At 60.5% G+C, this 25,657-nt stretch carries 23 protein-coding genes and 2 pseudogenes; 11 read left to right on the top strand and 14 right to left on the bottom strand.

Translation table 11 applies throughout. The annotated features are described in order from the left end of the window. Positions 1 to 41 precede the first annotated feature (41 nt). The 5 genes from lnt to miaB form a co-directional block, all read right to left on the bottom strand. Entirely contained in the window at positions 42 to 1,565 is a 1,524-nt protein-coding gene (gene lnt / locus MOQ67_RS27970; protein WP_017848329.1) for an apolipoprotein N-acyltransferase, read from the bottom strand. 8 nt (positions 1,566 to 1,573) lie between these two features. Further along, entirely contained in the window at positions 1,574 to 2,413 is an 840-nt protein-coding gene (locus MOQ67_RS27965; RefSeq protein ID WP_017848328.1) for an HlyC/CorC family transporter, read from the bottom strand. A gap of 42 nt (positions 2,414 to 2,455) precedes the next feature. Then, positions 2,456 to 2,914 carry an rRNA maturation RNase YbeY gene (gene ybeY / locus MOQ67_RS27960; protein ID WP_017848327.1) on the bottom strand — a complete coding sequence of 153 codons (459 nt, stop codon included), beginning with the start codon at positions 2,912 to 2,914 and terminating at the stop codon, positions 2,456 to 2,458. After that, the gene (locus MOQ67_RS27955; protein ID WP_017848326.1) at positions 2,907 to 3,908 is read right to left on the bottom strand and encodes a PhoH family protein; all 1,002 of its coding nucleotides are present in this window, start codon (positions 3,906 to 3,908) and stop codon (positions 2,907 to 2,909) included. Before MOQ67_RS27955 ends, ybeY begins: the two co-directional genes overlap by 8 nt. Positions 3,909 to 4,092: 184 nt before the next feature. Beyond that, positions 4,093 to 5,418, bottom strand: coding sequence for a tRNA (N6-isopentenyl adenosine(37)-C2)-methylthiotransferase MiaB (gene miaB, locus MOQ67_RS27950; protein ID WP_017848325.1), 1,326 nt, complete (start codon positions 5,416 to 5,418; stop codon positions 4,093 to 4,095). A gap of 131 nt (positions 5,419 to 5,549) precedes the next feature. Here miaB and MOQ67_RS27945 point away from each other — a divergent pair, with 131 nt between their 5' ends. Beyond that, positions 5,550 to 5,876 (top strand): DUF1820 family protein, encoded by a 327-nt coding sequence (locus MOQ67_RS27945; RefSeq protein WP_003194436.1) that lies wholly within the window; start codon positions 5,550 to 5,552, stop codon positions 5,874 to 5,876. A gap of 42 nt (positions 5,877 to 5,918) precedes the next feature. On the opposite strand, the gene MOQ67_RS27940 is transcribed toward MOQ67_RS27945, so the two are convergent. The 4 genes from MOQ67_RS27940 to MOQ67_RS27925 all read right to left on the bottom strand — a co-directional run bounded on the left by MOQ67_RS27940 (position 5,919) and on the right by MOQ67_RS27925 (position 9,439). Beyond that, positions 5,919 to 6,473 (bottom strand): tetratricopeptide repeat protein, encoded by a 555-nt coding sequence (locus tag MOQ67_RS27940; RefSeq protein WP_017848324.1) that lies wholly within the window; start codon positions 6,471 to 6,473, stop codon positions 5,919 to 5,921. A 225-nt stretch (positions 6,474 to 6,698) separates the two neighbouring features. Continuing rightward, positions 6,699 to 7,982, bottom strand: a complete 1,284-nt coding sequence (hemL, locus tag MOQ67_RS27935) for a glutamate-1-semialdehyde 2,1-aminomutase (RefSeq protein ID WP_046482400.1) — start codon at positions 7,980 to 7,982, stop codon at positions 6,699 to 6,701. 11 nt (positions 7,983 to 7,993) lie between these two features. After that, complete coding sequence (thiE, locus tag MOQ67_RS27930; RefSeq protein WP_017848322.1) at positions 7,994 to 8,623, bottom strand: thiamine phosphate synthase; 630 nt, start codon at positions 8,621 to 8,623, stop codon at positions 7,994 to 7,996. Between the two features lie 18 nt (positions 8,624 to 8,641). Further along, positions 8,642 to 9,439, bottom strand: coding sequence for a hydroxymethylpyrimidine/phosphomethylpyrimidine kinase (locus MOQ67_RS27925; protein WP_026140190.1), 798 nt, complete (start codon positions 9,437 to 9,439; stop codon positions 8,642 to 8,644). Positions 9,440 to 9,727: 288 nt separating this feature from the next. On the opposite strand from MOQ67_RS27925, the gene MOQ67_RS27920 reads away from it, so the two are divergent. The 4 genes from MOQ67_RS27920 to MOQ67_RS27905 all read left to right on the top strand — a co-directional run bounded on the left by MOQ67_RS27920 (position 9,728) and on the right by MOQ67_RS27905 (position 16,178). Continuing rightward, positions 9,728 to 12,121 carry a hybrid sensor histidine kinase/response regulator gene (locus MOQ67_RS27920; RefSeq protein WP_126588951.1) on the top strand — a complete coding sequence of 798 codons (2,394 nt, stop codon included), beginning with the start codon at positions 9,728 to 9,730 and terminating at the stop codon, positions 12,119 to 12,121. A gap of 69 nt (positions 12,122 to 12,190) precedes the next feature. Further along, on the top strand, positions 12,191 to 13,843 hold the full coding sequence (locus MOQ67_RS27915; protein WP_126588950.1) for an acyl-CoA dehydrogenase family protein: 1,653 nt from the start codon (positions 12,191 to 12,193) through the stop codon (positions 13,841 to 13,843). Between the two features lie 155 nt (positions 13,844 to 13,998). Further along, positions 13,999 to 15,471, top strand: coding sequence for an AMP nucleosidase (gene amn / locus MOQ67_RS27910; protein ID WP_162231494.1), 1,473 nt, complete (start codon positions 13,999 to 14,001; stop codon positions 15,469 to 15,471). A gap of 71 nt (positions 15,472 to 15,542) precedes the next feature. After that, positions 15,543 to 16,178, top strand: a complete 636-nt coding sequence (locus MOQ67_RS27905; RefSeq protein WP_017848317.1) for a pseudouridine synthase — start codon at positions 15,543 to 15,545, stop codon at positions 16,176 to 16,178. On the opposite strand, the gene MOQ67_RS27900 is transcribed toward MOQ67_RS27905, so the two are convergent. Beyond that, a complete protein-coding gene (locus tag MOQ67_RS27900) occupies positions 16,173 to 16,382 on the bottom strand; it encodes a DUF2788 domain-containing protein (RefSeq protein WP_026140189.1) in 210 nt (69 codons plus the stop codon). The genes MOQ67_RS27905 and MOQ67_RS27900 overlap by 6 nt on opposite strands. A gap of 165 nt (positions 16,383 to 16,547) precedes the next feature. After that, positions 16,548 to 17,027, bottom strand: coding sequence for an Lrp/AsnC family transcriptional regulator (locus MOQ67_RS27895; protein WP_003194418.1), 480 nt, complete (start codon positions 17,025 to 17,027; stop codon positions 16,548 to 16,550). Between the two features lie 411 nt (positions 17,028 to 17,438). Between MOQ67_RS27895 and MOQ67_RS27890 the strand changes: the two genes are divergently transcribed. Next, complete coding sequence (locus MOQ67_RS27890; RefSeq protein ID WP_026139890.1) at positions 17,439 to 18,644, top strand: ISL3 family transposase; 1,206 nt, start codon at positions 17,439 to 17,441, stop codon at positions 18,642 to 18,644. Between the two features lie 114 nt (positions 18,645 to 18,758). Continuing rightward, positions 18,759 to 19,778 carry a DUF6515 family protein gene (locus MOQ67_RS27885; RefSeq protein WP_126588949.1) on the top strand — a complete coding sequence of 340 codons (1,020 nt, stop codon included), beginning with the start codon at positions 18,759 to 18,761 and terminating at the stop codon, positions 19,776 to 19,778. Here the strand turns inward: MOQ67_RS27885 and MOQ67_RS27880 are convergent. Beyond that, complete coding sequence (locus MOQ67_RS27880; protein ID WP_017848314.1) at positions 19,775 to 20,668, bottom strand: cation diffusion facilitator family transporter; 894 nt, start codon at positions 20,666 to 20,668, stop codon at positions 19,775 to 19,777. The two genes, MOQ67_RS27885 and MOQ67_RS27880, sit on opposite strands and share 4 nt — an antisense overlap. 15 nt (positions 20,669 to 20,683) lie before the next feature. Continuing rightward, positions 20,684 to 21,103 (bottom strand): hypothetical protein, encoded by a 420-nt coding sequence (locus tag MOQ67_RS27875; protein WP_017848313.1) that lies wholly within the window; start codon positions 21,101 to 21,103, stop codon positions 20,684 to 20,686. A gap of 183 nt (positions 21,104 to 21,286) precedes the next feature. Between MOQ67_RS27875 and MOQ67_RS27870 the strand changes: the two are divergent. The 4 genes and pseudogenes from MOQ67_RS27870 to MOQ67_RS27855 form a co-directional block, all read left to right on the top strand. After that, positions 21,287 to 21,667 (top strand): annotated as a pseudogene (locus tag MOQ67_RS27870) (DEAD/DEAH box helicase); the annotation flags it as partial. A gap of 129 nt (positions 21,668 to 21,796) precedes the next feature. Then, positions 21,797 to 21,925 (top strand): annotated as a pseudogene (locus MOQ67_RS27865) (DEAD/DEAH box helicase); the annotation flags it as partial. Between the two features lie 224 nt (positions 21,926 to 22,149). Next, on the top strand, positions 22,150 to 23,712 hold the full coding sequence (locus MOQ67_RS27860; RefSeq protein ID WP_017337046.1) for an ATP-dependent nuclease: 1,563 nt from the start codon (positions 22,150 to 22,152) through the stop codon (positions 23,710 to 23,712). Further along, positions 23,697 to 24,731, top strand: a complete 1,035-nt coding sequence (locus MOQ67_RS27855; RefSeq protein WP_031318513.1) for an AAA family ATPase — start codon at positions 23,697 to 23,699, stop codon at positions 24,729 to 24,731. The genes MOQ67_RS27860 and MOQ67_RS27855 overlap by 16 nt, the downstream gene beginning before the upstream one ends. Positions 24,732 to 24,825: 94 nt before the next feature. Here MOQ67_RS27855 and MOQ67_RS27850 read toward each other — a convergent pair whose 3' ends face one another. Further along, entirely contained in the window at positions 24,826 to 25,452 is a 627-nt protein-coding gene (locus MOQ67_RS27850; protein WP_448675729.1) for a hypothetical protein, read from the bottom strand. Between the last annotated feature and the right edge of the window lie 205 nt (positions 25,453 to 25,657).

The following is a 25,657-nucleotide window of genomic DNA, read 5'->3' as shown; positions in this document are numbered from 1 at the left end:
GGGGGCAAGCCCCCTCCCACATTGGGTTCGGTTTGATTCTGTTAGACGGTTTTGGACATTCGGCCGGCCAGCAGCGCCCAGCCAAACAACACCAGGCACACCACGATCAGCGGCCACGAACGCCATTGCAGGTACGGCGTGAGGTTGTGCATCGGCACCACTTCGCCATAGAGGATGCCGCGCTCGAACTGCGGGATCTGCGCGGTGATCTGCCCATACGGGTTGATCAGCCCGGTCACGCCGTTGTTGGTGGCGCGGATCATCCAGCGGCCGGCTTCCAGCGCACGCATCTGCGCCATTTGCAGGTGCTGCAAGGGGCCGATGGAGGTGCCGAACCAGGTGTCGTTGCTGATGGTCAGCAGCAAGTCGCTCTGGGCCGAGAGGCTGGCGGCGAATTCCGGGTAGACCACTTCATAGCAAATGAACGGCGCAATCTGATAGCCCTTGGCCTGTAGCATCGCCTGGTCGGACGGGCCGCGGGCGAAGTCCGACATGGGCAGGTCGAAGAAGGCAATCAAGCCGCGCAGCATGTCCTGCAGCGGCACGTACTCGCCGAAGGGCACCAGCTTCTGCTTGAGGTAGGTGCCGTCACCTTCGCCCACGACGGTGATGCCGTTGTAGTAGCGCTTCTGGTGATGCACTTCCTGGCGAATCGGCACGCCGGTAATCAGCGCGGTGTGCCGTTCGGCGGCGAACTTGCCCATCATCCCGAGGTAGCCCTCGACGGACTCCTTGAGCACCGGCACGGCCGTTTCCGGCCATATCAGCAGGTCGACCCGCTTGGAGCTGAAGCTCATGTCGCGGTACAGCGCCAGTTGTGCATTGAGCTGCTCGGGGTCCCACTTCATGCTTTGTTCGACGTTACCCTGGATCGCCGCCACGCTCAGCGGGTCGCCGGACGGAGAGGTCCAGGCGTGATGCTTGAGGGCCAGGCCGATGGCCCAGGGCGCCACCAGCAGCAACAGGCCAGCGCCGATGAAGGCGTTGCGCTGGGTCGCCAGCAGGCGCGGCAGGTTGCACAGCAGGGCGGCGGTCAAGGCCAGGGCGAAGGAAATCAGCCACATCCCACCCAGCGGCGCGAGGCCGGTGAGGGGGCCGTCAAGTTGGCTGTAACCGGAGTACAACCAGGGAAAACCGGTCAGGAACCAGCCCCGGAACGCTTCCTGGCCGACCCACAGCGCCGCAAACGTCAGGGCATCGGCCAGTGGCGCTTCATTGCGCCGCAGCCAGCGCGCCCACAACCAGGCGGGCAGGGCGAAGAACAAGGCAATGGCGGCGGTGAACGCCAGCATCAGCAAGCCAGCCAGCAACACCGAAGCGCCGCCGAAGTGGTGGATGCTGTAGTAGATCCAGCTGGTGCCGGCGCCAAACAGGCCGAAACCGAAACACCAGCCACGGCCGAGGGCCTGGCGTGGGGACAGCTCGCGCAGCCCGATATAGAACAATCCGGCCGCGACCAACGCAAGCGGCCACAGATCGAATGGCGCCAGCGCCAGGGTGGTGATGGCGCCAGCCACCACGGCCAACAAGTTGCCGGGCCAGCCGGGTGCGATGAAACGGCGCATGTCAGTCCTTAACGGGCAATAGGTGTCAGGCGAATCAGATGAATCCGGCGGCTGTCGGCATTCAGGATGCGGAAGCGATAAGCGCCGATCTCGGTGGTCTCGTTACGCTTGGGCAGGTGCCCGAACGCACTCATCACCAGGCCGCCGACGGTGTCGAACTCGTCGTCGGAGAATTCGCTGTCGAAGAACTCGTTGAAGTTTTCGATCGGCGTCAACGCCTTGATCAGAAAATCACCGCTCGGCAGCGGCTTGATGTAGCTGTCTTCTTCGACGTCGTGCTCGTCTTCGATATCGCCGACGATCTGTTCCAGCACGTCTTCGATGGTCACCAGGCCAGCGACGCCGCCGTATTCGTCAATCACGATGGCCATGTGGTTGTGGTTGGCGCGAAACTCGCGCAGCAGCACATTCAGGCGCTTGGATTCGGGGACGAAGGTGGCCGGACGCAGCAGGTCCTTGATGTTGAAGCTGTCGCCGTTCTCCTTGAGGATCAGCGGCAGCAAGTCCTTGGCCAACAGGACACCCATGACGTCGTCATGGCTTTCGCCGATCACCGGGTAGCGCGAGTGCGCCGAGTCGATCACGGCCGGGAGGAATTCCCGTGGGGTCTGGGGCGCCTTGATGCTGATCATCTGCGAACGCGGGACCATGATGTCCCGAACTTGCAGGTCAGCCACCTGGATGGCGCCTTCGACGATGGCCAGCGCTTCGCTGTCCAGCAACTTGTTCTGATGGGCCTCGCGCAGCAGTTCCAGCAGCTCCTGGCGGTTTTTCGGCTCGTGGGCAAAAGCCTGGGTCAGTTTACCCAGCCATGACTTTTGCCCGTTGCTCGATCGGTCTTCGCTCATAGCGATTACTCTAAATCCTTTGATGTTTCAGTTGAGTGTTGATCAGTTTTCGTCATCTGCATACGGATCGGGGTGACCCAATTCTGCAAGCAACGATCGTTCCAGTGCTTCCATTTCTTCGGCTTCGTCATCGTCTATATGGTCGTAACCCAACAGATGCAAGCAGCCGTGGATGACCAGATGAGCCCAATGGGCTTCAAGGGCCTTGCCTTGTTCCTGCGCCTCACGCTCGACGACTTCGACGCAGATCACCAGGTCGCCCAGCAACGGGATATCCAGCAGTTCGTCGGGTACGTCGGCGGGGAAGGACAGCACGTTGGTCGCGTAATCCTTCTGGCGCCAGGTGTGATTCAGTTCGCGGCCTTCGGGTTCGTCCACCAGGCGGATGGTCAGCTCCGAGTCGGCGGTGCGCTGGCGCAGGGCCAGGGCGCACCATTGACGGAACTGCTCTTCACTGGGGGCGGGCGCGTCGGTTGCCAGTTGCAGGTCAAGCTCAAGCATCGCGGCGGGTGTCCTTGGCCGGGGCGTCGTCGCGGTGCTCGAAGCGCTCGTAGGCTTCGACAATGCGCTGGACCAGCGGGTGGCGGACGACGTCCTTGGGCATGAAGTGCGTGAAGCTGATCCCCGGCACGTCTTTGAGCACCTCGATCACCTGGGCCAGGCCCGACTTGGTGCCCTTGGGCAGGTCGACCTGGGTGACGTCGCCGGTGATCACGGCGGTGGAGCCGAAACCGATACGGGTGAGGAACATTTTCATCTGTTCGACGGTGGTGTTCTGGCTTTCGTCGAGAATGATGAAGCTGTTGTTCAGCGTCCGGCCGCGCATGTAGGCGAGCGGGGCGATCTCGATCACCTGGCGCTCGATGAGCTTGGCCACGTATTCAAAGCCGAGCATCTCGTAGAGCGCGTCGTAGAGCGGGCGCAGGTACGGGTCGATCTTCTGGGCCAGGTCGCCGGGCAGGAAGCCGAGCTTTTCGCCGGCTTCGACCGCCGGGCGCACCAGCAGGATGCGGCGCACTTGCTCGCGCTCCAGGGCGTCGACGGCACAGGCCACGGCCAGGTAGGTCTTGCCGGTACCGGCGGGGCCGATGCCGAAGTTGATATCGTTACCGAGGATTTCTTTGACGTAGCGCTGCTGATTCAAGCCGCGTGGGCGAATCATGCCCTTTTTGGTGCGCAAGGCCACGCTGGCTTCGGCCACCGGGTTGTTGGCCAGGTCTTCCACGGCCGATTCCTGCAGGTACAGGTGGACCGTTTCCGGCGACAGCTCACTACCCTTGGTTTCGCGGTAGAGGCGGCGGAGCAGGTTTTCTGCAGACGTGGTGTGTTGGGGTTCACCAATCAGCTCGAATTGATTGCCGCGGTTGCGGATCTCGATGCTCAGGCGTTGTTCGATCAGGCGCAGGTGCTCGTCGAACTGTCCGCACAAATTGGCGAAACGGCGAGCCTCAAACGGCTCGAGGAGAAAACGATGGGGTTCGATGGGTGCGTTCAAGGTCGCTTTTAGCCGCCCTTTGGCTGTTGAGGTGAAAGAGAGGATAACGCCACGCGCCAGTGTGCGAAAGCACTTATCCAACCCGATCCAGTGTGGGAGGGGGCTTGCCCCCGATAGCGGAGTGTCAGGCAGCTCATGTGCTGCTGATGTACCGCAATCGGGGGCAAGCCCCCTCGCACATTTATTACACCAGCGAGCCGCGCAACGAGTGCGGTTGCGCCGCATCGATGTGGACATCGGCGAACTGGCCGATCAGGGTCGGGTTGTCGCAACGGAAGTTGACGATGCGGTTGTTCTCGGTGCGCCCTTGCAGTTCGCCCGGGTCTTTTTTCGAGTAGTCGGTGACCAGGATGCGCTGGGTGGACCCGACCATTTGTCGACTGATCTCGAACCCCTGCTGGTTCAGGCGATGTTGCAGGGCGTTCAGGCGCTCTTTTTTCAGCTCTTCCGGGGTCTCGTCCAGCAGGTCGGCGGCAGGCGTGCCGGGGCGCTGGCTGTAGACAAACGAGTAGGAAAAGTCGAAACCGACGTCTTCAATCAGCTTCATGGTCTGCTGGAAGTCTTTCTCGGTCTCGCCGGGGAAGCCGACGATAAAGTCCGAACTGATGCAGATGCCCGGCACTGCCGCGCGTAATTTGCGCAGTTTGGATTTGTATTCCAGGGCGGTGTGGTTGCGTTTCATCGCCGACAGGATGCGGTCTGAACCCGATTGCACCGGCAAGTGCAGGTGCTTGACCAGTTCCGGCACTTCGGCGTGGGCCTGGATCAGGCTGTCGGAGAACTCCAGCGGGTGCGAGGTGGTGTAGCGAATGCGCTCGATGCCATCCACCGCGGCGACAACCCGGATCAGCTCCGCGAGGTCGGCCAGGCGCCCGTCGTGGGTCTGGCCGCGATAGCCGTTGACGTTCTGGCCCAGCAGGGTCACTTCACGCACGCCGTTTTCGGCCAGGTGGATGATTTCTGACATTACATCGTCAAACGGCCGGCTGACTTCTTCACCACGGGTGTAGGGCACCACGCAGAAGGTGCAGTACTTGCTGCAACCTTCCATCACCGACACGTAGGCGCTCGGCCCATCGATGCGCGGCTCGGGCAAATGGTCGAATTTTTCGATTTCCGGGAACGAGACGTCGACCTGGGGCAGCTTGGTGAGGCGTGCGGCGTCGATCATTTCCGGCAGGCGGTGCAAGGTTTGCGGGCCGAAGACCACGTCCACGTAGGGCGCACGGTCGCGGATGGCTGCGCCTTCCTGGCTGGCGACGCAGCCGCCGACGGCAATGACCATCTCCGGGTTGGCCAGTTTCAATTCACGCCAGCGGCCCAGCTGCGAATACACGCGGTCCTGTGCCCGTTCGCGGATCGAGCAGGTATTGAGCAGGATCACGTCGGCATCTTCGGCGCGGGCGGTGACTTCCAGGGCCTGATGTTCACCCAGCAGATCGACCATGCGCGAGCTGTCGTACTCGTTCATCTGGCAACCGTGGGTTTCAATGTAGAGCTTCTTGGCCATGGGAATCGTCAACTGGTGGTAAAGAACCGCGCATTATAGGGGTCATGTCCATCGGTTCCTAGCACTGTGCATCGGGTGCCATGCTATAGTTCGCGCCCTCTTTTATATCCCCGATGTGTTCCCCGCCCACCATGACCAAACGTGAAGCTCCAATCTATAAGGTGATTTTCCTCAACCAGGGCCAGGTGTTCGAAATGTACGCCAAGCAGATCTATCAAAGTGATCTGTGGGGCTTCCTGGAAGTGGAAGAGTTCGTCTTTGGCGAGCGCACACAGCTGGTCGTCGACCCGGGCGAGGAAAAACTCAAGGCCCAGTTCGAAGGCGTGGTGCGCAGTTTTGTGCCGATGCATTCGATCGTGCGTATCGATGAAGTCGAGCGCCTGGGCACGCCGAAGATCAGCGAAGCGCGTGGCACGAGCAATGTCATGCCGTTTCCGATGCCGATGCCAGAGAAGTAGGGCGTTTGTAGCGAGGGCGCTGGCTCCCTCGTCACCGGTCGATCAGGGCAGGGGCGAGAACGGCGAGCGCCCATCCGCACTCTGCAGTTCCTGCAGATAATTGCGGAAGATCTGGCCCAGCACCTGGGTCGCCAGTTCCAGTTCATCGCGCTGCATGTGTTCGGCAACTTCGTCGGCGGTGTCCAGCGCGTCTTCGGCGCCGTTGACCGCGGCCATTTTCAGCACGATATACGCCTGGACGTTATTGGCCGGCACCCCTTCGCCTTTGAAGAACATGGTGCCCAACTGGAATTGCGCCTGGGCGTGGCCCTGCAGCGAGGCTTTTTCGAAGTAGTTCAACGCTTTGTTGAGGTCGCGCGCGGGGTTCTTGCCGTCGTGGTAGTACTCGCCCAACTCGTATTGCGCCTGCGCATCCCCGCCGTCGGCCTGTTTCTGGCACGCGCTCAGGGCTTCGGCCTGGCTGTCTGGCTGGGTATTGAGGGTGCAACGACCCATCGCTGGGATTAACAACGAGTTGCCGCCTGCTTGTGCATGTGCCAGCAGCGGCTGAAGGAGCAACAGGCAGCCCAGGACCAGGGTGCGGCCGGTGCGTTTCATGGGAATCGACTTACCTCTGACGGGGCACGCGGACCCTCGGGGGTCCAATAAGCGCGCATTATGAAATAAGCAGACCTCTGCTTACAAAGTCTTTACTCGTTTTTCTGCCGGTTGGGCAAGTTATCTGCCGGATTGCAGGTGATTTCTCGAGAAAACCAGGAAAAGTCTGTAAGCAAAGTAGCAAATCTGACGCCGCCGGGGGGCGACGTCAGAATGCTGTGCCGGTTATTTCAGGGCGGCGAAGGCGCGCTCGGCAGCATCCAGGCTCAGTTTCAACTCGGCGTCGCCATGGGCGATCGAGGTGAAGCCGGCTTCAAAGGCGCTCGGTGCCAGGTAAACGCCGCCGTCCAGCATCAGGTGGAAGAAGCGCTTGAACAGGCCGGCGTCGCTGCCCATCACGTCCTCAAAGGTGACGATATCGTCGGCGCCGCTGAAATACAGGCCGAACATGCCGCCTGCTTGCGTGGTGACAAACGGAATGCCGGCGGCATCGGCGCGCTGTTGCAGGCCGTCGAGCAGGCGGGAGGTGTAGTCGGTCAGCTCGGCATGGAAGCCCGGGCGGCTGATCAGGCGCAGAGTGGTCAGGCCGGCGGCCATGGCCAGCGGGTTACCGGACAGGGTGCCTGCCTGGTACACCGGGCCCAGCGGCGCGATGTATTGCATGATTTCGCGCTTGCCGCCGAAGCAGCCCACCGGCATGCCGCCACCGATGATCTTGCCGAAGGTGCTCAGGTCCGGCGTTACGCCGTAATGCGCCTGGGCGCCACCGAGGGCTACGCGGAAGCCGGTCATCACTTCGTCGAAAATCAGCACCACGCCATGCTTGTCGCACTGTGCGCGCAGGCCTTCGAGGAAGCCCGGGGCCGGCGGTACGCAGTTCATGTTGCCAGCGACCGGCTCGACGATGATGCACGCCACCTCCTGGCCCACTTCATTGAGCATCTGCTCGACGGCGGCGATGTTGTTGAACGGCAGGGTCAGGGTGTGTTTGGCGAAGTCTGCCGGCACACCGGCCGAGCTTGGCACGCCCTGGGTCAGCGCGCCGGACCCGGCCTTGACCAGCAGGCTGTCGGAGTGACCGTGGTAGCAGCCTTCGAACTTGATGATGCTGTCGCGGCCGGTGAAACCGCGGGCCAGGCGAATCGCGCTCATGGTGGCTTCGGTGCCGGAGCTGACCATCCGCACCATCTCCATCGACGGCACGATCGAGCAGACCAGATCGGCCATCTCGGTTTCCATCGAGGTCGGGGCGCCGTAGGACAGGCCGTGTTGCAACTGCTGGCGCACGGCGTCGAGTACGTCCGGGTGGCTGTGGCCGAGGATCATCGGGCCCCAGGAGCCGACGTAGTCCACATAGCGCTTGTCGTCTTCGTCGGTGACGTAGGCGCCTTCGGCATGCTTGAAGAACAGCGGCGTGCCGCCGACGCTCTTGAATGCACGCACGGGGGAGTTCACACCGCCGGGGATGTGTTTCTGGGCATCGGCAAACAGGGTTTCGGAACGGGACATGATCGGGCTCTCTAAACTGAAGATTTAAGAAGATCGTTGAAAGCGCGGGCGCGGCGCGTGACTTCCTGGGTGCTGTCGGCACCAAACAGGCCGTGTACCACGGCGAGCAAGTCGGCCCCGTGGGCCACCAGCGGTTCGGCATTCTCCAGGGTGACGCCGCCGATCACGCAGATCGGCAACTGCAGGCGCGCGCGGGCCTGGGCCAGCATTTCGAGGCTGGCGGCGGGGGCGCCGGGCTTGGTGCTGGAGTTGAAGAAGCGGCCGAAGGCGACGTAGCTGGCGCCTTCTTTCGCGGCCTGTTCGGCCAGTTCGATCTGGCTGTGGCAGGTGGCGCCGATGATCGCCTTGGAGCCCAGCAACGCACGGGCCGTGGTCAGGGGGCCATCGGTCTGGCCCAGGTGAACGCCGACGCCCAGGCGCGCGGCCAGTTCGGCGTCATCGTTGATGATCAGTTGGGTCTTGTAGCGCGAGCACAATTCGCGGAGTTTTTCCGCTTCACGCAGGCGCCGGGCCTCGTCGCTGCTTTTGTCACGGTACTGCAACAGGGTCACGCCGCCATCCAGCGCCGCTTCGACGTAGGCGAGGAATTTGCCGGCCAATAATTGGCTGTCGGTAATGGCATAAAGGCCACGTAGTTTCATCGGGCAGGCCTCTTGGTGTTACGAGCAGAAATCCAGCGGCAGCCGGCGAGGCACGAACTGGCCCTGGCCGAGTTGTTCGGCGTCACGCAGGGTGCGCCAAGTGTAGTTGAGGGCCGATTGCACGGCGCTGACCAGGCCTTCACCCTGGGCGATCCGGCCCGCCAGCGCGCTGGCCAGCGTACACCCCGAACCGTGATAGCTGCCGGGCAGGCGCTGGCAGGTAAAGGTCTGGCGCGTGCCGTCGCGGCTGTACAGGCGGTTGTGGACTTGGTGCTCATCGCCATGGCCGCCGGTAATCAGCAGGTGCTTGATAAACGGCAACAGCTTTTCCGCGCATTCGTCCGCCGTGCCCTCAGGCAGTTCGGCAAGGATGCGTGCTTCAGGCAGGTTGGGCGTGGCGATCAGCGACAACGGCAACAGCCGCTCGCGCATGGCGTAGCCGACTTCGTCCTTGCCCAGGCTGCCGCCGCCACCGGCGCGCAGCACGGGGTCGCACACCACCGGCAGGTGCGGGTGCGCCTGCAGCAGTTCGACCACGGTGTCGACCATCGCGGTGGAGCCGAGCATGCCCAGCTTGACCGCCGCCACTGGCGAATCGCTGAGCACGGCGTTGGCCTGGGCCAGCACCCACTCGCGGTCGAGCACGCGGAAATCACTGACGTTGACGGTGTTCTGCACCGTCAGCGCGGTAACGGCCGGGGCCGCATGGCAACCCTGGGCGAGCAGGGCTTCGATATCTGCCTGCAAGCCGGCGCCACCACTGGGATCATGGCCGGAGAGACAGAGGACAACGGGGCGAGAGCTGTAGATATTCATGGTGCGCGAGCTTACCACCAAACGCTTTTGGCGTGGCCGTCTGGCGATGGCTGAATTTCGCCCGGAACCATGGGCGATTATGGCTGTTTGCTAGTATCGGATTTTAGTTGTGAAGTCCGCTGAAAGCCTTGTTCTAGAGCCTTTAGAAAAATTATATCAATGGTGTCTAATGGCCTTTAGCGGCTATGCTAAAGTGATTCGAAACAACTTACTGTATCGCCGGTATACGTCTTCTCAAAAGGAATGGGGGGCTTTTTGACATGACCGGACAGGTCACGCTGGGGCTCTATGCGTTATTTGCTGATTTTATTATTGTGCGGGCTACCGCTGCTCGCCGACGCCATTGAGTTCACCCAAGACACTCGAAGCCTGCCGCTGGGCCGGGCCATGCAAGTGCTCGAAGACCCGACCAACACCCTGACCATCGCCGATGTGAGCGCTCCCGCCGCTGCCACACAGTTCAAGCCCCACGACAAAGACACCCTCAACGCCGGCTATTCGCGCTCGGTGTTCTGGCTCAAGGTCAACCTGCGTTACCAGCCCAAGCCGCCTGAAACCCAGCGCACCTGGCTGCTGGAGTTGGCCTATCCGCCCCTCGACCACCTTGACCTGTACTTGCCCGACAGCACCGGCAACTATCGCCTGGCCGGCCGCACCGGGGATGCCTTGGCGTTCTCCAGCCGCGAGATTCGCCAGAACAACTACTTGTTCAAGGTCGACTTCACGCCGGGCGAAACCAAGACCGTCTACCTGCGCCTGCAAAGCGAAGGTTCGATCCAGGCGCCGCTGACGCTGTGGTCCAGCACTGCCTACCTGGAACAACAACCGCTGCGCCTATATGTATTGGGCCTGATCTATGGCGTGTTGCTGGGGATGCTGGTGTACAACCTGTTCATCTACCTCAGCGTGCGCGACACCAGCTACCTTTATTACATCTTCTATATCGCCTCGTTCGGTCTGTACCAGCTGTCGGTGAACGGTGCGGCGGTGGAGTATTTCTGGCCGAACAACCCCTGGTGGGCGAATGCCGCAACACCGTTCATGATCGGCTCGGCGGCCTTGTTCGGCAGCTTGTTCGCCCGCAGCTTCCTGCACACCGCCCAGCACAGCCGCTGGATCAATCGCCTGTTGCTGGCGCTGGTGGCCTGTGGCGCGGTGGTGATGCTGCTCTCACTGATGACCAGCTACGCTCTCGCGCTGCGCCTGGCCACCGGCCTGGCGCTGGTGTTCACCGTGACTATCTTCGTCGCCGCCATCAAGGCCTGGTACTGCGGCCAGCGGGTGGCGCGTTATTTCATCATCGCCTGGTCGGCGTTCCTGCTGGGCGGCGTGGTCAACACCTTGATGGTGCTGGGTTACCTGCCGAATGTGTTCCTCACCATGTACGCCAGCCAGATCGGCTCGGCGATCGAAGTGGCACTGTTGTCCCTGGCCCTGGCAGACCGCATCAACGCCATGCGCGAGCAACAGGCGCAGATCCTCTACGACGCGAGCCAGAAGCTCGAAGTGCTCAACCAGCAGTTGGCCCGCAGTAACCGGCTCAAGGACGAATTCCTCGCCACCCTGACCCACGAACTGCGCACGCCGATGAATGGGGTGATCGGCTCCCTGGAGTTGATGCAGACCGTGCCTCTGGACGACGACCTGGCGAACTACCAGCAAACCGCCGCCGGCTCGGCGCGGGACATGATGCGGATGGTCAATGGCATCCTCACCCTCACCGAGTTGCAGGCCGGGCGCCTGAGTGCCCAGCCCAAGGTGTTCAGCCTGCGCGGCGTGCTCGACACCTTGCGCCAGCAGTTCAGCGCCAGCGCCCAGAGCAAAGGCCTGGCCTTTTCCATCGATGTCGCCGACGACTTGCCCGATCGCCTGCGCGGCGATGCCGACAAACTCAGCCAGTGCCTGGATTGCCTGTTGGACAACGCCTTCAAGTTCACCCACGAAGGCGTCGTGCGTCTGCGGGTGGTCGGCGTGCCCCTGAGCGATGGTGCAGTGCGCCTGAGTTTTATCGTCACCGACACGGGCATCGGCTTTGCGTTCCTCGACGAGGCCACCCTGTACCAGCGGTTCTTCCAGCTCGATGGCTCGACGACCCGCGAATACGGCGGCCTGGGGATTGGTCTGGCGATCTGCCGGCAACTGATCGAATTACTCGGCGGGCGCCTCACCCATCATTCCGAACCGCGCAAGGGCAGTCGTTTTCAGCTGGAACTGGCGGTCACCCCGCTGCAGCCCGAGCCACGCCCGGCAAGCCCCGCGCACGCACGCACGCCTGCGCAGTGTGCGGTGTTGCTGGTGGACGACAACAGCGTCGGCCAGTTGGTGGTGCGCGGCATGTTGCTCAAGCTCGGTTATCGGGTGAAAACCGTCGACAGCGGGCCGGCGGCGTTGACGGCGTTGCAGGGGGAAACCTTCGACGCAGTGTTGCTGGATATACCGGAAGGCGGTTTCTCGTTGTGCTGTCAGATTCGCGCGTTGCCCGGCTGCGGCGAGTTACCGGTGATCGCCCTGAGCACTACGTTGAATGTGCCCGAACGCGAGCGCTGCCATGGCATCGGCATCACCGAGCGCCTGGTCAAGCCGGTACGTTTCGACGCGCTGCAAGCGCTGCTGGAACGTCGGCTGCTGTGTCCGTCAGAGGGCGAAAGCGCCGGACATTCGGCGCGTATGCCACTTTTTTAAGCGAGATGACGGTGCTTAACTGAAATTCGGGCCGCAACCCCAGGTGGCCTTTTTTCCAGGAGGCCCGTCATGAACCTGCACCAGTTCGCCGAAACCCACGACGTCACCAACCAGCCGCCCTCCCTGGACGGCATCAACCTGTACCGCATCGACGTGCCGCTGCAAGACTGGTCGCGCCGCTTCGACGCCGGCTGGGCAGCACCGCGCTTCGATGCCTATGGCGCGTTGGCCGGTGGGCCGCTGATGGCGGCCGGGTTCCTGGCGAACCAGAACAAGCCACAGTTCAGCAGCCATGACCGCTATGGTCACCGTGTCGACCTGGTGGAGTTTCACCCGGCCTACCATGAGCTGATGCACACCGCCGTCGAGCATGGCCTGCCGTCGCTGCCGTGGGCTCATCCACAATCCGGCGCCCATGTGGCCCGTGCTGCCCTCACGTACCTGCACAGCCAGGCCGAGGCCGGCACCGGCTGCCCGTTGACCATGACCTTTGCCTGCGTCCCGGCCCTGCGCCTGCAATCGGATCTGGCGCAGACCTGGCTGCCGAAAATCCTCAGCACCGATTACGACCCGCGCAACGTCGGCATCGCCCACAAGGCCGGTGCCACCATCGGCATGGCGATGACCGAGAAACAGGGCGGCACCGACGTGCGCGCCAACACCACGCGTGCTTACCCCGTGGGCGCGGGCGGTCCCGGCCAAGCCTATGAGCTGGTGGGGCACAAGTGGTTCTGCTCGGCGCCGATGTGCGATGCGTTCCTCACCCTGGCCCAGACCGACAAGGGCCTCACCTGCTTCCTACTGCCTCGGCACCGTCCGGACGACACGCGCAACCAGTTCTATATCCAGCGTCTGAAAAATAAACTCGGCAATTGCTCCAACGCGTCCAGCGAAGTCGAGTTCCGCGGCGCCCTGGCCTGGATGGTCGGCGAAGAAGGCCGTGGCGTGCCGACCATCATCGAGATGGTCGCCATGACCCGCTTCGATTGCATGGTCGGCTCCAGCGCCTTGATGCGCCAGGCGCTGACCCAGGCCAGCCATCATTGCGCCCATCGTTCGGTCGGCGGTCGCGTACTCAGCGAGCAGCCGCTGATGCAAAACGTGCTGGCCGACCTGGCGCTGGAAAGCGAGGCCTCGCTGGCCTTGAGCTTGCGCATGGGCCGCGCCCTCGATCATTTGGGCGATGAGCAGGAAGCCAAGTTCTCCCGGCTGGTGACGGCGGTGGGCAAGTATTGGATCTGCAAGCGCGCGCCGGCGATGATCAACGAAGCCGCCGAGTGCATGGGCGGTGCCGGTTATGTGGAGGACAGTATCCTGCCGCGCTTGTATCGTGAGGCGCCGGTGAATTCGACGTGGGAAGGTTCCGGCAATGTGCAGTGCCTGGACGTGCTGCGCGCCTTGTCCAAAGAACCGGGCGTGCTGGAAGCGCTGTTCGTCGAACTGGGCGACGGGCATGGCGACAGGCAGTTGGCGCGGCATGTCGAGCAACTGAAATCGGCGTTCATGGACACCCAGGATATCCAGTACCGCGCGCGGCAACTGACCGAGGACATTGCCGTAGCGTTGCAGGCCAAGTTGTTGCTGGAGGCCGGGAACGCGGCGGTCAGCGATGGGTTTATCGCCAGTCGTTTGGGCCAGTCGTCGGGGCGCGTGTATGGCACCTTGCCACGCGGTGTGGATGTTGAGGCGATTGTCGCGCGGTCCACGCCACAGGCCCTTTGAATACACGCGGTCAACATGTGGGAGCTGGCTTGCCTGCGATCGCGGTGTGCCAGCCTCCCACAGGGACTGAACTCTTCTTGAGTAGGCATGCCAATTCAAAGTTTGCGTCTGACAGGGATACAGGCAAGATAAAGGTCTGCAAGTCAGCACACAGGATGCTTACCGTGACCGAAGCTTTTGTTGTCGTTCAAACCGCCGAAGAAGCCGTGGACCGGCTGGCGGCTCTGCATGAGCGTGCTACCGGCGCGCTCAATCAGGCCCTCAAGCAATACCTCAAGGACCGCGTCGAGCCCGACGCCGAACAACGTGCGATGTTTCGCTACCCGGAGCTGCGCCTGACTTACCAGTGCCATGGCGAAGTCCCACAAACCACCCGGGCGTATGCCAAGGTCCAACTGCCGGGGACTTACAGCGTCACCGTCACCCATCCGTCGGCATTCCGTAAATACCTGCTGGAGCAATTGGTGCCGCTGATGCACGACTTCACCGTGACGGTGGAAGTCGGCGTCAGCCAGCAGAATATTCCTTACCCGTATGTGGTCGAGCAGGGCGACGAACTGGCCGGCTCCGGCGTGACCGCCGCGACCCTGGCGCGGGTGTTCCCCAGCACCGACCTGTCGGCCGCCACCGATGGCATCGCCGACGGCCTGTACGACTGGGAAAACACCGACCCGCTGCCCCTGGCCCTGTTCGACGCGGCCCGCGTGGACTTTTCCCTGCGCCGCCTGGTGCATTACACCGGCAGCGATTGGCGCCATGTACAGCCGTGGATCCTGCTGACCAACTACCACCGTTATGTCGACCAGTTCATCGTGCATGGCCTGGAGCAACTGCGCAGCGACCCGCGTTTTATCCGCATGGTGTTGCCGGGCAACGTGATCATCGACAAGAGCATGGACCACGGCGAAGCGTCCGCCATTGCCGCAGGCGTGGTCTGGCACCGTTACCAGATGCCGGCCTACCACCTGCAGGCCAGTGACGGCCACGGGGTGACGCTGGTCAACATCGGCGTCGGCCCGTCCAACGCCAAGAACATCACCGACCACCTGGCCGTGCTGCGTCCGCATTGCTGGCTGATGATCGGCCACTGCGGCGGCCTGCGCCAATCCCAGACCATCGGCGACTATGTCCTGGCTCACGCCTATATGCGCCGTGACGGCATTCTCGACCGCGTAGTGCCGCCGAACATCCCGATCCCGGCCCTGGCCGAAGTGCAGATGGCCTTGCAGCAAGCGGCGGCCAACGTCACCGGCGAAAAAGGCGAAGAGCTGAAAAAGCGCCTGCGCACCGGCACCGTGCTGACCTACGACGACCGCAACTGGGAACTGCGCTGGGCCCAGGAACGGCCGCTGATCAACCTGTCCCGCGCCGTCGCGGTGGACATGGAAAGCGGCACCATCGCCGCCCAAGGCTACCGTTTGCGCGTGCCCTACGGCACGTTGCTGTGTGTCTCGGACAAGCCGTTGCACAGTGAGATCAAGCTGCCGGGCTCGGCCAACGCGTTCTATGAGCGGGCGGTCAGCCAGCACTTGAAGATCGGCATCGAGGCGGTCGACCTGTTGCGCACCGAGCTCAACTCGCTGCACTCGCGCAAACTGCGCAGCTTCGACGAGCCGCCGTTCCGCTAAGCGGTTGGGATGGTCATTTAGCGGTCAGGCCACTAGCATTGTCGGTCCTGACCGTTAGATGTTCCTTCGCCATGTCCCGTCCCAGCCGTCCCGATTCGCGTCGCCCTGGCGTGAAAGCCCCGTATTCCGCAGCCCGTCGCGTCGCCAAGGCGCCACCGGCCGAGCCGAAGCTGATCCTGTTCAATAAACCGTTCGACGTGCTGACCCAGTTCAGCGACGAAGGCGGGCGGGCGACTCTCAAGGATTTTATCGACATCCCCGGCATCTACCCGGCGGGCCGCCTGGACCGTGACAGCGAAGGCCTGCTGCTGTTGACCAACGACGGTCAATTGCAGGCGCGGATTGCCGACCCCAAGCACAAGCTGGCGAAAACCTACTGGGTGCAGGTGGAAGGCGAACCTACCGAAGAACAACTGCAACGCCTGCGCGACGGGGTGGAGCTCAACGACGGCATGACCTTGCCCGCCGAAGCCCGGCAACTGGACGAGCCTGAGTTATGGCCACGCAACCCGCCGGTGCGTTTTCGCAAAAGCGTGCCGACCCACTGGCTGGAGTTGGTGATTCGTGAGGGGCGAAACCGCCAGGTGCGGCGCATGACCGCAGCGGTGGGGTTGCCCACCTTGCGCCTGGTGCGCGTGCGGATTGGCGATTGGTCCATCGACGGCCTGGATCAGGGCCAATGGAAGGCCGTGCCGGCGCGCTTATAAGGCGCCGGACTCGATCAGGCCGATCACCACGCTCTTGATGACGAACGCGGCCACGCCCAGGCCCAGCACGAAGAACAGAATGAACGAGCCAAAACGCCCGGCCTTGGATTTCTTCGCCAGGTCCCAGACGATGAAGCCCATGAAAATGATCAGAATCGTGACCAGGCCGGTCATCATCCATTCTTCGAATAGTGCGGGGTCAATCGAGTTCATTCGGTAATTTTTCCGACAGGGCAGGCGGGAAGTATACGGCAGTGCTCGGGCTGAGCATTGACCTGCGTCGGTGCGTCGCAGGCAGACTTCACGGTTGAAACACAGGCTGAATGTGGGAGGGAGCAAGCCCACTCCCACCTTTGACCGTCACCGATCTCAAGTACGCAGGTGGGTCAGCGGCAGCTCGGTGCTGTTCAATACCTGGTTCAGCACAAAGCTCGAGCGCACGCTGGTCACGCCTTCGATCCGAGTGAGGTGGCCCAGCAGCAGCTTCTGGTAGTGATCCATGTCGGGCACCACCACTTTCAACTGATAGTCGGCATCCATCCCGGTCACCAGGCTGCATTCCAGCACCTGCGGCAGGGTGCGGATGGCGGCTTCGAAGTTCTCGAAGCGCTCGGGGGTGTGGCGGTCCATGCCGATCAGCACGTAGGCGGTGAGGCTCAGGCCGAGCATCTTGCGGTCGAGCAGCGCGACCTGGCGGGCGATGTAGCCGTCGTCCTCCAATTGCTTGACCCGGCGCGAGCAGGGCGACGGCGACAGCCCGATACGCTCGGCCAACTCCTGGTTGGAGATCCTCGCGTCGCGCTGCAATTCCGCCAAAATACTCAGGTCGTATCGGTCAAGTTTGCTCATGGGGCTGGCCTTTGTCGTAACTATTGCGGTGAATTATCCCTTAAGGGTTAAAAATTGCGCAAGCACTGTTTATTGACGCAATCTTCGCAATCATCTGCCGGGGCGCTGCGTCTATGATTACCAACAGAATCACCGCCTGGACATAGTCCACTGCAGCTCGCCCAATCAGGCCCGCTGCGGCCGCCACCCCAGCAGGGTTGAGCCGGCCTCCAGGCTGCACACTGTCCACAAGACGGCGTGAGGTGAGCCAACGTCATAAGCGTTGAGCCAGGACGAAGTTCTCAAGGGGCGGCCGACGGGCTGCCCCTTTCTTTTGGTTCTTCACGGAATCCCGGGAAACACAGAAACAAGAACGCCGATTTGATGGATGATGTTCGTGCGAGCAAACACATCTAAAAAACCGGCGTTCTTATGCGCAATATTAATACTTTCCTTCCTTTTTGGGAGGGCTTTTCTGTCGTTGCGATCAAACCTGACGGCGATGCCCTTCAAATCGATCTGATCCCCCAGGCCACGCGATTTCCCACCTGTGGTGGCTGCCAAAAGCTCTGTTCAACAACTCATGAGTACTGCGATCGAGTCGTGCGTGACTTGCCGATTCTCGGTCGTGCAGTCCGCCTCAACGTGCAGCTCAGGCGTGTTAGTTGCCGTGATTGTGGCAAGCGCATGGAGGTCGTCAGTTGGCTGGATCGCTATGCCCGCATGACGCGCCGGCTGGCAGAGGCCGTTATTCAAGCCTGCGAACGCCTTCCTACACTGCATGTTGCGCAAATGTTCGGGCTGCACTGGGACACCGTTCGGTTGCTGGAGCGGCGCGCTCTGCAAGCGGCGTTGAGTGCCTTACCCAAGGCCCAACCACGGCGCTTGATAATGGACGAGTTCGCGTTATTCAAAGGTCATCGCTACGCCAGCGTGGTGTTGGACGCTGATACTCGGCGAGTGCTTTGGATCGGCGAAGGCCGTAGCCGAGCGGCAGTCAGACCGTTTTTCGAAGAGCTGGGGCCAGAAGGGTGCGCCCGAATTGAAGCGGTAGCGATGGACATGAACACGGCTTATGACCTGGAGGTTCGCCAACACTGCCCAAAAGCACGGGTGATTTATGACCTTTTCCATGTGGTCGCCAAATATGGCCGAGAAGTGATTGATCGTGTTCGCGTTGACGAGGCGAACCGATTGCGCCATGACAAGCCCGCTCGAAAGATCATAAAGCAAGCGCGATGGTTGCTATTGCGTAACCCGGAGAACCTGAAAAAGCCGGAACAGCAGGTTCATTTACAGGATCTGCTGGCCGCTAACCAATCGTTAATGACGGTCTACTTGATGAAGGCCGAGCTCAAAATGCTCTGGGCGCCGAGCGATGCCTGGGACTGGAGATCAGCCTGGAAGCAGTGGCTGCGTCATGCTCAAGAAAGCGAAATACCCGCACTGATCCAGTTCGCAAAGCGACTAAAAGGCTACTGGCGGGGCATCGTGAGCCGGGTACGCTGGCCAATGCACACCGGTCAGTTGGAAGGAATAAACAATCGAATAAAGGTCATCAAACGAATGGCGTACGGTTACCGGGACAGCGAATTCTTTTTCATGAAGATCAAGAGCGTCTTTCCCGGCAATCCGTGAAGAACCTTTCTTTTTGCCTTAAGAAAATAGTTCTCGTGACTGATAACCTGTTCCAGAACCGGGCGAGGCTTTTCCAGTCTCATTGATAAGCCCTAAACCGCAGTGAGGAAGAGCATGAAGCGCATCTGGCGAATGGCAGGTGTTGGTTTGTTGGTGGTCAGCGTCAGCGCGCAGGTAACAGCGGACGAGCGCGATAATTCACCCGAGCGGCCGCAGGGCGGCGGGCAGCATGAACGCGGCCCTGAAGGTGGCGGGCGGCCCGAGAATAATCAACCGCGCCCGCAGAACCCACATTTTGATCGCGGCGGCCCGAACGGCGGCGGTCAGGGGCAAGGCCGGCCCCAGGGCAATGAGCCGGGTCGCCCGGCACCGCAGCCACAACCGTCGAACAGCCTGCCGATCCAGGGGCGGCCTGATACGGTGCGCCAGACCCAGGAACCGCGTGAGGGTTACTACCGCGATATCCCGCGCCGCAACGACGGCAATCAACATTGGGAGGCCGGCGGCCCCGGTTCACGTCCAGGCAACGACGGCGGCTACCACAATGGGCGTCCCGGTGATAATCGCTGGCCAGGTCGCCCCGATGGGCACGGCAACGGCTGGGGCCCCGGCCCGCAGTATCGCCCGGGGTATATGGTGGATCGTTTTCCCGAGCGTAATTACCGCGTGCCTTACCGTGGCCAGGATTATTTCTTCTCCGGCGGCTACTGGTATCGCCCGCAAGGCCCGCGCTATGTAGTGGTGGCGCCGCCATATGGCATCCGCGTGCATTACTTGCCGGACTACGCGCGCGAAGTGTGGGTGGGCGGTGCGCTGTTTTTCCTCGCGGCGGGTGCCTATTACACCTACGAAAACAGTACCCAGCAGTACGTGGTGGTGGAACCGCCGACCGCCGTACCGGCACCGCAGCCAGCGCCCCAGGGTAACGGTTATGACGTGGTGGCCTATCCCGCCAACGGCCAGTCACCGGCGCAGGTGCAGCAGGATGGTTACGACTGTTATCGCTGGGCCGTGCAGCAAAGTGGCTTTGACCCGCAAGCGGTCACCTACGCTCCGGCCCCGGCAGTGGTGCAAGCCTATCGCCAGGCCCAGGGCAACTGCCTGAGCAGTCGCGGCTATCAGGTGCAGTACTAGGCCTGGGCGCCACTCACCACATCCAACGGGTCGGCGTGTACCAGCACTTCGGCCCGCGGGTAGGCTTTGTGAATGGCATCGGCGGCCTGGTCGCTGATGCCGTGGGCGACAGACAACGTCAATTCCCCCGGCAATTCCAGGTGCAGTTGCACAAACCAGTGGTTGCCGGAAATCCGCGTGCGCAAGTCGTGTGCGCCCAGCACGCCGGGTACGCCACGGGCCAATTCCAGCATGTGCTGGCTGACGTCCGGCGGCAGTTCTTCGTCCATCAGCACGGCAAAGCTTTCCCGGGCGATCTGGATCGCGCTCCACAGAATGTAGGCCGCGATGCCCAGGCCAAACCAGGCGTCGATCTGATGGAAGCCGAAACCGGCCAGGATCAGCGCAATCAAGATACTGCCATTGAGCAGCAGGTCCGAGCGGTAGTGCAGCGAGTCGGCGCGCACGGCGCTTGAGCCGGTTTCCCGCACCACATGGTGTTGCAGGACCAGCAGGGCCACGGTCAGCGCCAGGGACAAGATAATCACGCCAATGCTCAACCACGGCGCGCCCACCGGTTCGGGATGCTTGATCCGTTCGAATGCCTGCAACGCAATCAGCACCGCACTGCCGGCGATAAACAGCGCCTGCGCCATCCCGGCCAGCGACTCGGCCTTGCCATGCCCGTAACGGTGATCGTCATCGGCCGGGCGCAGGGCGTAATGCACCGCCAGCAGATTGAGCAGCGAGGTGACACCATCGAGTAGCGAATCGGTCAACCCGGCGAGCATGCTCACCGAGCCGCTGAGCCACCAGGCGATGGCCTTGGTCACAATCAGCACAGAGGCGACGCCCACCGAGGCGCGCGTGGCCAGGCGCAAGAGCCGGGCGTGTTCGGGACTGCTGGTCATAAGCGGGTCAGATCCTTAGGCGGACGGTTGTAAGCCGAGGGCCGCCAGTTGTTGCACGCTGCCCTTGAACTGGATCATGCGCGGGTCGTCCAGCGGCAGCGTGCGACCGGTTTCCTGCTGGATGATGGTCTGCAGCTTGGCGGTGTCGACCTTGCCGTCGGCACCGATGGCTTGCTGCAGTTTCTCCGGGGCGACTTGTGCGGTCTTGCCCGGTTCGAAGTAGATCGCGCCGGTGGCGAAGTCGACGCCGAAGGCGATCAGGCCAGGGATCACGTAGAACAGCAGGCCCACGGCATCGAGCACGGCAATCGTCGGGTCGATCTTGCCGTCGATCTGGCCGCGGCGGTCGGGATAGAAAATCGAACCGCAGGCCGTCAGTTGGCTCAGCAGAGTGACGGCGAGGACACCGCCGATGACACGGGAAGCGATACGCATGGAAAATCTCCTGTCAGTCACTGTAGGAGCGAGCTTACTCGCGAAAGACGTTAACGATACCGCGTGCTGCCTGAATGTGCGTGGTGCTCTGTGATTTTTCGCGAGCAGGCTCGCGCCTACGGGAGACCACCACCGGTATCCGACAGTTCGCCGTTATACTCGCCGCTCTGCTTTGGAGCCAGTATGAATTCGTTGCCGATCGATGATGTTTTACCCGCCCTGCGTGACGCCTTGGCGAATCGCCATGAAGCCGTGCTGGAAGCACCGCCCGGCGCCGGTAAAACCACCCGCGTACCCTTGGCCTTGTTGAATGAGCCTTGGCTGGCCGGGCAGACCATCCTGATGCTCGAACCCCGACGCCTGGCCGCGCGCGCCGCCGCCGAGCGCCTGGCCAGCGAGCTGGGGGAAAAGGTCGGTGAAACCGTCGGCTATCGCATCCGCCTCGACAGTAAAGTGGGGCCCAACACGCGCATCGAAGTGGTCACCGAAGGCATCCTCACCCGCCGCCTGCAGGACGACCCGGCGCTGGACGGCGTGGGCCTGCTGATCTTCGACGAATTCCACGTTTTGCTGAATGCACAGAAACCATCACTTTCTTGTCAAAAACTCTCAAGCAACGCCATCTCAGTCTGACCGCTTAATCTCCACGCTTGATCCCCCGTCGTATACTGCCTCCCTGATTTGGGAGCCTCGATGATTTCACTACCTATTGACCTCGTATTGCCAGACCTACGAGAGGCCCTGGCCAACCGCCACGAAGTGATACTTGAAGCTCCTCCTGGTGCGGGCAAGACCACTCGAGTGCCCCTAGGGGTGGTCGATACTGCATTACCTCTGGCGGTAACAAACGGTACGGCGTTTGAGCGATTATCTGATGGCGTCTTGCGGGGGATTACACTCTCGTAGGCGCTTTAGCCGGTAAACGAGCCGATCTCTTGACGAGGTTTCGTTGCAGATGGATATGTATTGGCTATGAATCCGTAACCACCTGACTCAACAACCATGTGGTTCAACTTCATTTTTGATTTTCCAGCTCAGGGCTAAACATGCACACCATACGGAAAGTGGTAATTCAGAATTTCAAAAAATTCAAAACGCTCACGCTCGATTTTGAGTCTGGGAAGAATGTGCTGATTGGCAACAATGAGGCAGGAAAAAGCAGCATTTTGCTCGCGCTAGACCTCGCGCTCGGCGGGAGTCGCAACCGCATTGAAGCTCTGGGTGCAGAAACACTGCTCAACAAGGATTCGGTGAACACCTTCCTCGCAGGGGAGAAGACCCTAGAAAAACTACCTGAGCTGATAGTCGACGTTTTCCTAGAGGAAGGTGACGACGAAGGCCTGTATGGAACCAACAACTCCCACCAGCGCCAGACTGACGGCGTGCGCATGATCCTTGCGGTGATGGCCGAGTATGGCGAAGCGGTGCAAGCCATCTTGGCTGATGATCAACCGAACTTCCCGTTCGAATATTACGCGGTGCGGTTTGAAACGTTCGCCTGCAGGCCCTATGCAGCTTTCAACCGACCCATCAAACACATGATGCTAGACGGTTCACGTATTGATGGCGACCACGCATCTCGTGAATACACCCGAGCTGTGTACGCTTTCAACGCCCCCGTTGAAGATCGCTATAAGCTTGAAAACCTGTATCGCCAAGGCAAGCAGGCTTTTACAGGACAACATCTCGCAGCCCTCAACGCTGACCTACCCGCGTATCAGTTTGACGTACGGAGTAGCGTCCGGTCGAACCTGGAAACTGACCTAATCATCACGGAAGACAATATTCCGCTTGAGAACCACGGCAAAGGAAGGCAGTGCTTCATCAAGACTGAATTTGCGCTGAGCAAGCACAAGCAAGGCGGCTTGGATGTAATGCTCTTGGAGGAGCCTGAGAACCACCTCAGCCATTCCTCCATGAAAGCACTTGTCGCCAAGCTAGCGGAGAACGAGAGCACCCAGCTTTTCATTGCAACCCACAGCAGCCATATCTGCTCAAGGCTTGATCTTCGGCATGCCCTTTTGATCGGCCCGAATGCAGCCGCTGGCTCACTTAAAGCCCTATCACCTGACACCGCAGAATTCTTCATGAAGGCCCCGGATAACAACGTCCTGGAGTTCGCGCTCTCGAAGAAGGTGATATTGGTTGAAGGTGATGCTGAATTCATCCTGGTGGAAGAGTTCTATAAGCAATGTACAAATGGGCGTCTACCGCATGTCGATGACGTCCACATAATCTCTATTGGGGGCACCAGCTTCAAAAGGTACATGGAACTCGCTAACCTGCTCGGAATTCGAGTCGCAGCCATACGAGACAATGACAAGGATTATCAGAAAAACTGCGTAGAAAACTACGTCGACTTCGCTTCGGATAATGCCAAAGTCTTTGCCGACAAAGACAATGCCCGTTCAACCTTCGAAATAGGGTTGCACAACGACAACGAGGAAACCTGCAAGACCGTCTTCGGCCCAGGACGAAAAACCCTCTCCCCCTTGGAATACATGCTGGCAAACAAGGCAGAAGCCGCGTTTGAGCTGCTCAAGGGAAAGCCAGGCGAGCTCACCGTTCCTGCCTACATCGCGGAGGCAATCCAATGGATAAACGAGTGATGTTCGCTGTGGCAGGTTCAGGGAAGACCACCTTGCTAGTGAAGCGTCTGAGCCTAGAAAAGCGCGCACTGATAATCACCTACACGGAGAACAACTATCGCCATTTGCGCGATAGCATCATCAAACGGTTTGGCCATGTGCCGAAAAACATCAACCTGCTGAGTTATTTCACGTTCCTTTATAGCTTCTGCTATCGCCCTCTACTGCAAGTGCATATGCAGACGCGGGGAATCAGCTTTCGAGCTCCGCACGCCCGTACGCTAAAGCTCAAACGGGACAATATGGCGTATTACGCTACTACAAGCGGCAGCGTTTACCACAATCGCCTCGCAAAGCTCCTAGAGACCGTTAATGCAATTCCTGACGTGATGGCGCGAATGGAGCGCTTTTACGATGAGTTTTATGTCGACGAAGTTCAAGACCTAGCAGGTCATGATTTCAACCTGCTAATGGCATTAGCGAAAGCCAAGGTTGAAATGCTATTTGTAGGTGACTTCTATCAGCATACGTTCGACACCAGTCGTGATGGAAACGTGAACAGCTCGCTACACGCTGACATTGGGAAATACGAAAAGCTTTTTCAAAAGGCGGGTGTGACTGTCGACAAGGAGACACTGAGTCGAAGCTGGAGGTGTGGCGTCACCGTATGTGATTTCATACGTGCACATCTGCAGATTGATATGCAGTCACAGCACACGTATGAAACCGAAATCATTCCTCTGGCCAATCAAGTCGATGCTAACGCCGTGCACGCCGATGGCAACGTGGTGAAGCTGTTCTACCAGGAACATTATAAATACGGGTGTCTGTCTAACAACTGGGGTGCCAGTAAAGGTCTGGATCACTACAACGATGTATGCGTTGTGCTGGGTACTACTCACTGGAAGGTCTACGAAAAATCCTCGCTTGCCGATCTCCCTCCACAGACAAAAAACAAACTCTATGTTGCCTTCTCACGGACACGCGGGAGGTTGTATCTGGCGCCCGAAAAACTTTTCAAACGATTTAAAACAGATTAGGTCGGAGCCATAGGCGGTGATCTCTGGCCTAAGATCTTGCCCGGCAAGCATGATCAGCATGAAGGGTAACTGCCTGGCATCACACCTAGCGTGATCAGTCGCCAGGCTTTCCCTGCTCCATCTCCCCAATCCAGCTGTATGTGCCGTTTAGCCAAACGAAGACGCTGTTGAGCACCTCGCGCAAGTGCCGGATGTTGATGTGCGTAACGTCTGGGAGATGGTCTTTACCACTATTGGTCGTCGCATACCGAAACGCCATCGAGTCTGGGTCAACGTTGTCCAACTGGCGAATGAACTCGTGAACAGCAGTAGCATTGGCGTCAGAGCGCTCTAGACCCATGCCCTTGAGCAGATGACGCAACTCCGACCACAGAGGCATCAACGGATGCTTGTCGTAGTTCTTGGGCTCTTTGCCTGTCAGAGCGCGAGCACTCTTTAGCATCAGCTTGAACTGCAGCTCCAAGGAGTGGCGGTATAGAAAAAGCAAAGGGTAAATGCCGCTATCCAATGGCACCTGACGATTCGCCATCGCCTCCACAAGTCCGTCAGCGGCATCTTTGTATGCAAAAGCATAGAGGTCGACACGAAAGTGAGACCAGTTCAGCATCGCGTTGTACTGCCAATCTACACCCTGGATAAACAGCTGCTGGCCGGAGAAGTCTGCCGGCCACTGGATGGCCTCAAGCTCCGGGTCGAGCATCGGTGGCGATTCCTCATCCATGTCGTCTTCTCACGTTGGCCAGTCCATGGTTCAGAACTTTACGAGTCTGGGTGGACTACCGGCAACCTGTAAGTGGTTTTCTAGCGTGGACTACTGTGCGAGAAAGCGTGATCCAAGGCTGAGGTCACATTGTCCTTTTTGCTGGATACTGACATCGAAAAATGGCTCTGATCCATGCTGGGCAGGGTTTGGTGCCTAATTGAGT

The sequence above is a fragment of the Pseudomonas sp. LY-1 genome (assembly GCF_053502595.1).
This window is presented reverse-complemented; position numbering and strand designations above follow the sequence as displayed.

What these genes read in the sequence shown, in the direction of transcription:
- ybeY (WP_017848327.1), bottom strand. Translation starts at nt 2,914, where the DNA reads ATGCTTGAGCTTGACCTGCAACTGGCAACCGACGCGCCCGCCCCCAGT.
- MOQ67_RS27925 (WP_026140190.1), bottom strand. Translation starts at nt 9,439, where the DNA reads ATGAATATCTACAGCTCTCGCCCCGTTGTCCTCTGTCTCTCCGGCCAT.
- MOQ67_RS27905 (WP_017848317.1), top strand. Translation starts at nt 15,543, where the DNA reads ATGTCCCGTCCCAGCCGTCCCGATTCGCGTCGCCCTGGCGTGAAAGCC.
- amn (WP_162231494.1), top strand. Translation starts at nt 13,999, where the DNA reads ATGCTTACCGTGACCGAAGCTTTTGTTGTCGTTCAAACCGCCGAAGAA.
- MOQ67_RS27860 (WP_017337046.1), top strand. Translation starts at nt 22,150, where the DNA reads ATGCACACCATACGGAAAGTGGTAATTCAGAATTTCAAAAAATTCAAA.
- MOQ67_RS27890 (WP_026139890.1), top strand. Translation starts at nt 17,439, where the DNA reads ATGCGCAATATTAATACTTTCCTTCCTTTTTGGGAGGGCTTTTCTGTC.
- MOQ67_RS27850 (WP_448675729.1), bottom strand. Translation starts at nt 25,452, where the DNA reads ATGGATGAGGAATCGCCACCGATGCTCGACCCGGAGCTTGAGGCCATC.
- miaB (WP_017848325.1), bottom strand. Translation starts at nt 5,418, where the DNA reads ATGGCCAAGAAGCTCTACATTGAAACCCACGGTTGCCAGATGAACGAG.
- MOQ67_RS27920 (WP_126588951.1), top strand. Translation starts at nt 9,728, where the DNA reads ATGCGTTATTTGCTGATTTTATTATTGTGCGGGCTACCGCTGCTCGCC.
- thiE (WP_017848322.1), bottom strand. Translation starts at nt 8,623, where the DNA reads ATGAAACTACGTGGCCTTTATGCCATTACCGACAGCCAATTATTGGCC.
- lnt (WP_017848329.1), bottom strand. Translation starts at nt 1,565, where the DNA reads ATGCGCCGTTTCATCGCACCCGGCTGGCCCGGCAACTTGTTGGCCGTG.
- MOQ67_RS27895 (WP_003194418.1), bottom strand. Translation starts at nt 17,027, where the DNA reads ATGAGCAAACTTGACCGATACGACCTGAGTATTTTGGCGGAATTGCAG.
- MOQ67_RS27945 (WP_003194436.1), top strand. Translation starts at nt 5,550, where the DNA reads ATGACCAAACGTGAAGCTCCAATCTATAAGGTGATTTTCCTCAACCAG.
- MOQ67_RS27940 (WP_017848324.1), bottom strand. Translation starts at nt 6,473, where the DNA reads ATGAAACGCACCGGCCGCACCCTGGTCCTGGGCTGCCTGTTGCTCCTT.
- MOQ67_RS27915 (WP_126588950.1), top strand. Translation starts at nt 12,191, where the DNA reads ATGAACCTGCACCAGTTCGCCGAAACCCACGACGTCACCAACCAGCCG.
- hemL (WP_046482400.1), bottom strand. Translation starts at nt 7,982, where the DNA reads ATGTCCCGTTCCGAAACCCTGTTTGCCGATGCCCAGAAACACATCCCC.
- MOQ67_RS27880 (WP_017848314.1), bottom strand. Translation starts at nt 20,668, where the DNA reads ATGACCAGCAGTCCCGAACACGCCCGGCTCTTGCGCCTGGCCACGCGC.
- MOQ67_RS27885 (WP_126588949.1), top strand. Translation starts at nt 18,759, where the DNA reads ATGAAGCGCATCTGGCGAATGGCAGGTGTTGGTTTGTTGGTGGTCAGC.
- MOQ67_RS27855 (WP_031318513.1), top strand. Translation starts at nt 23,697, where the DNA reads ATGGATAAACGAGTGATGTTCGCTGTGGCAGGTTCAGGGAAGACCACC.
- MOQ67_RS27875 (WP_017848313.1), bottom strand. Translation starts at nt 21,103, where the DNA reads ATGCGTATCGCTTCCCGTGTCATCGGCGGTGTCCTCGCCGTCACTCTG.
- MOQ67_RS27965 (WP_017848328.1), bottom strand. Translation starts at nt 2,413, where the DNA reads ATGAGCGAAGACCGATCGAGCAACGGGCAAAAGTCATGGCTGGGTAAA.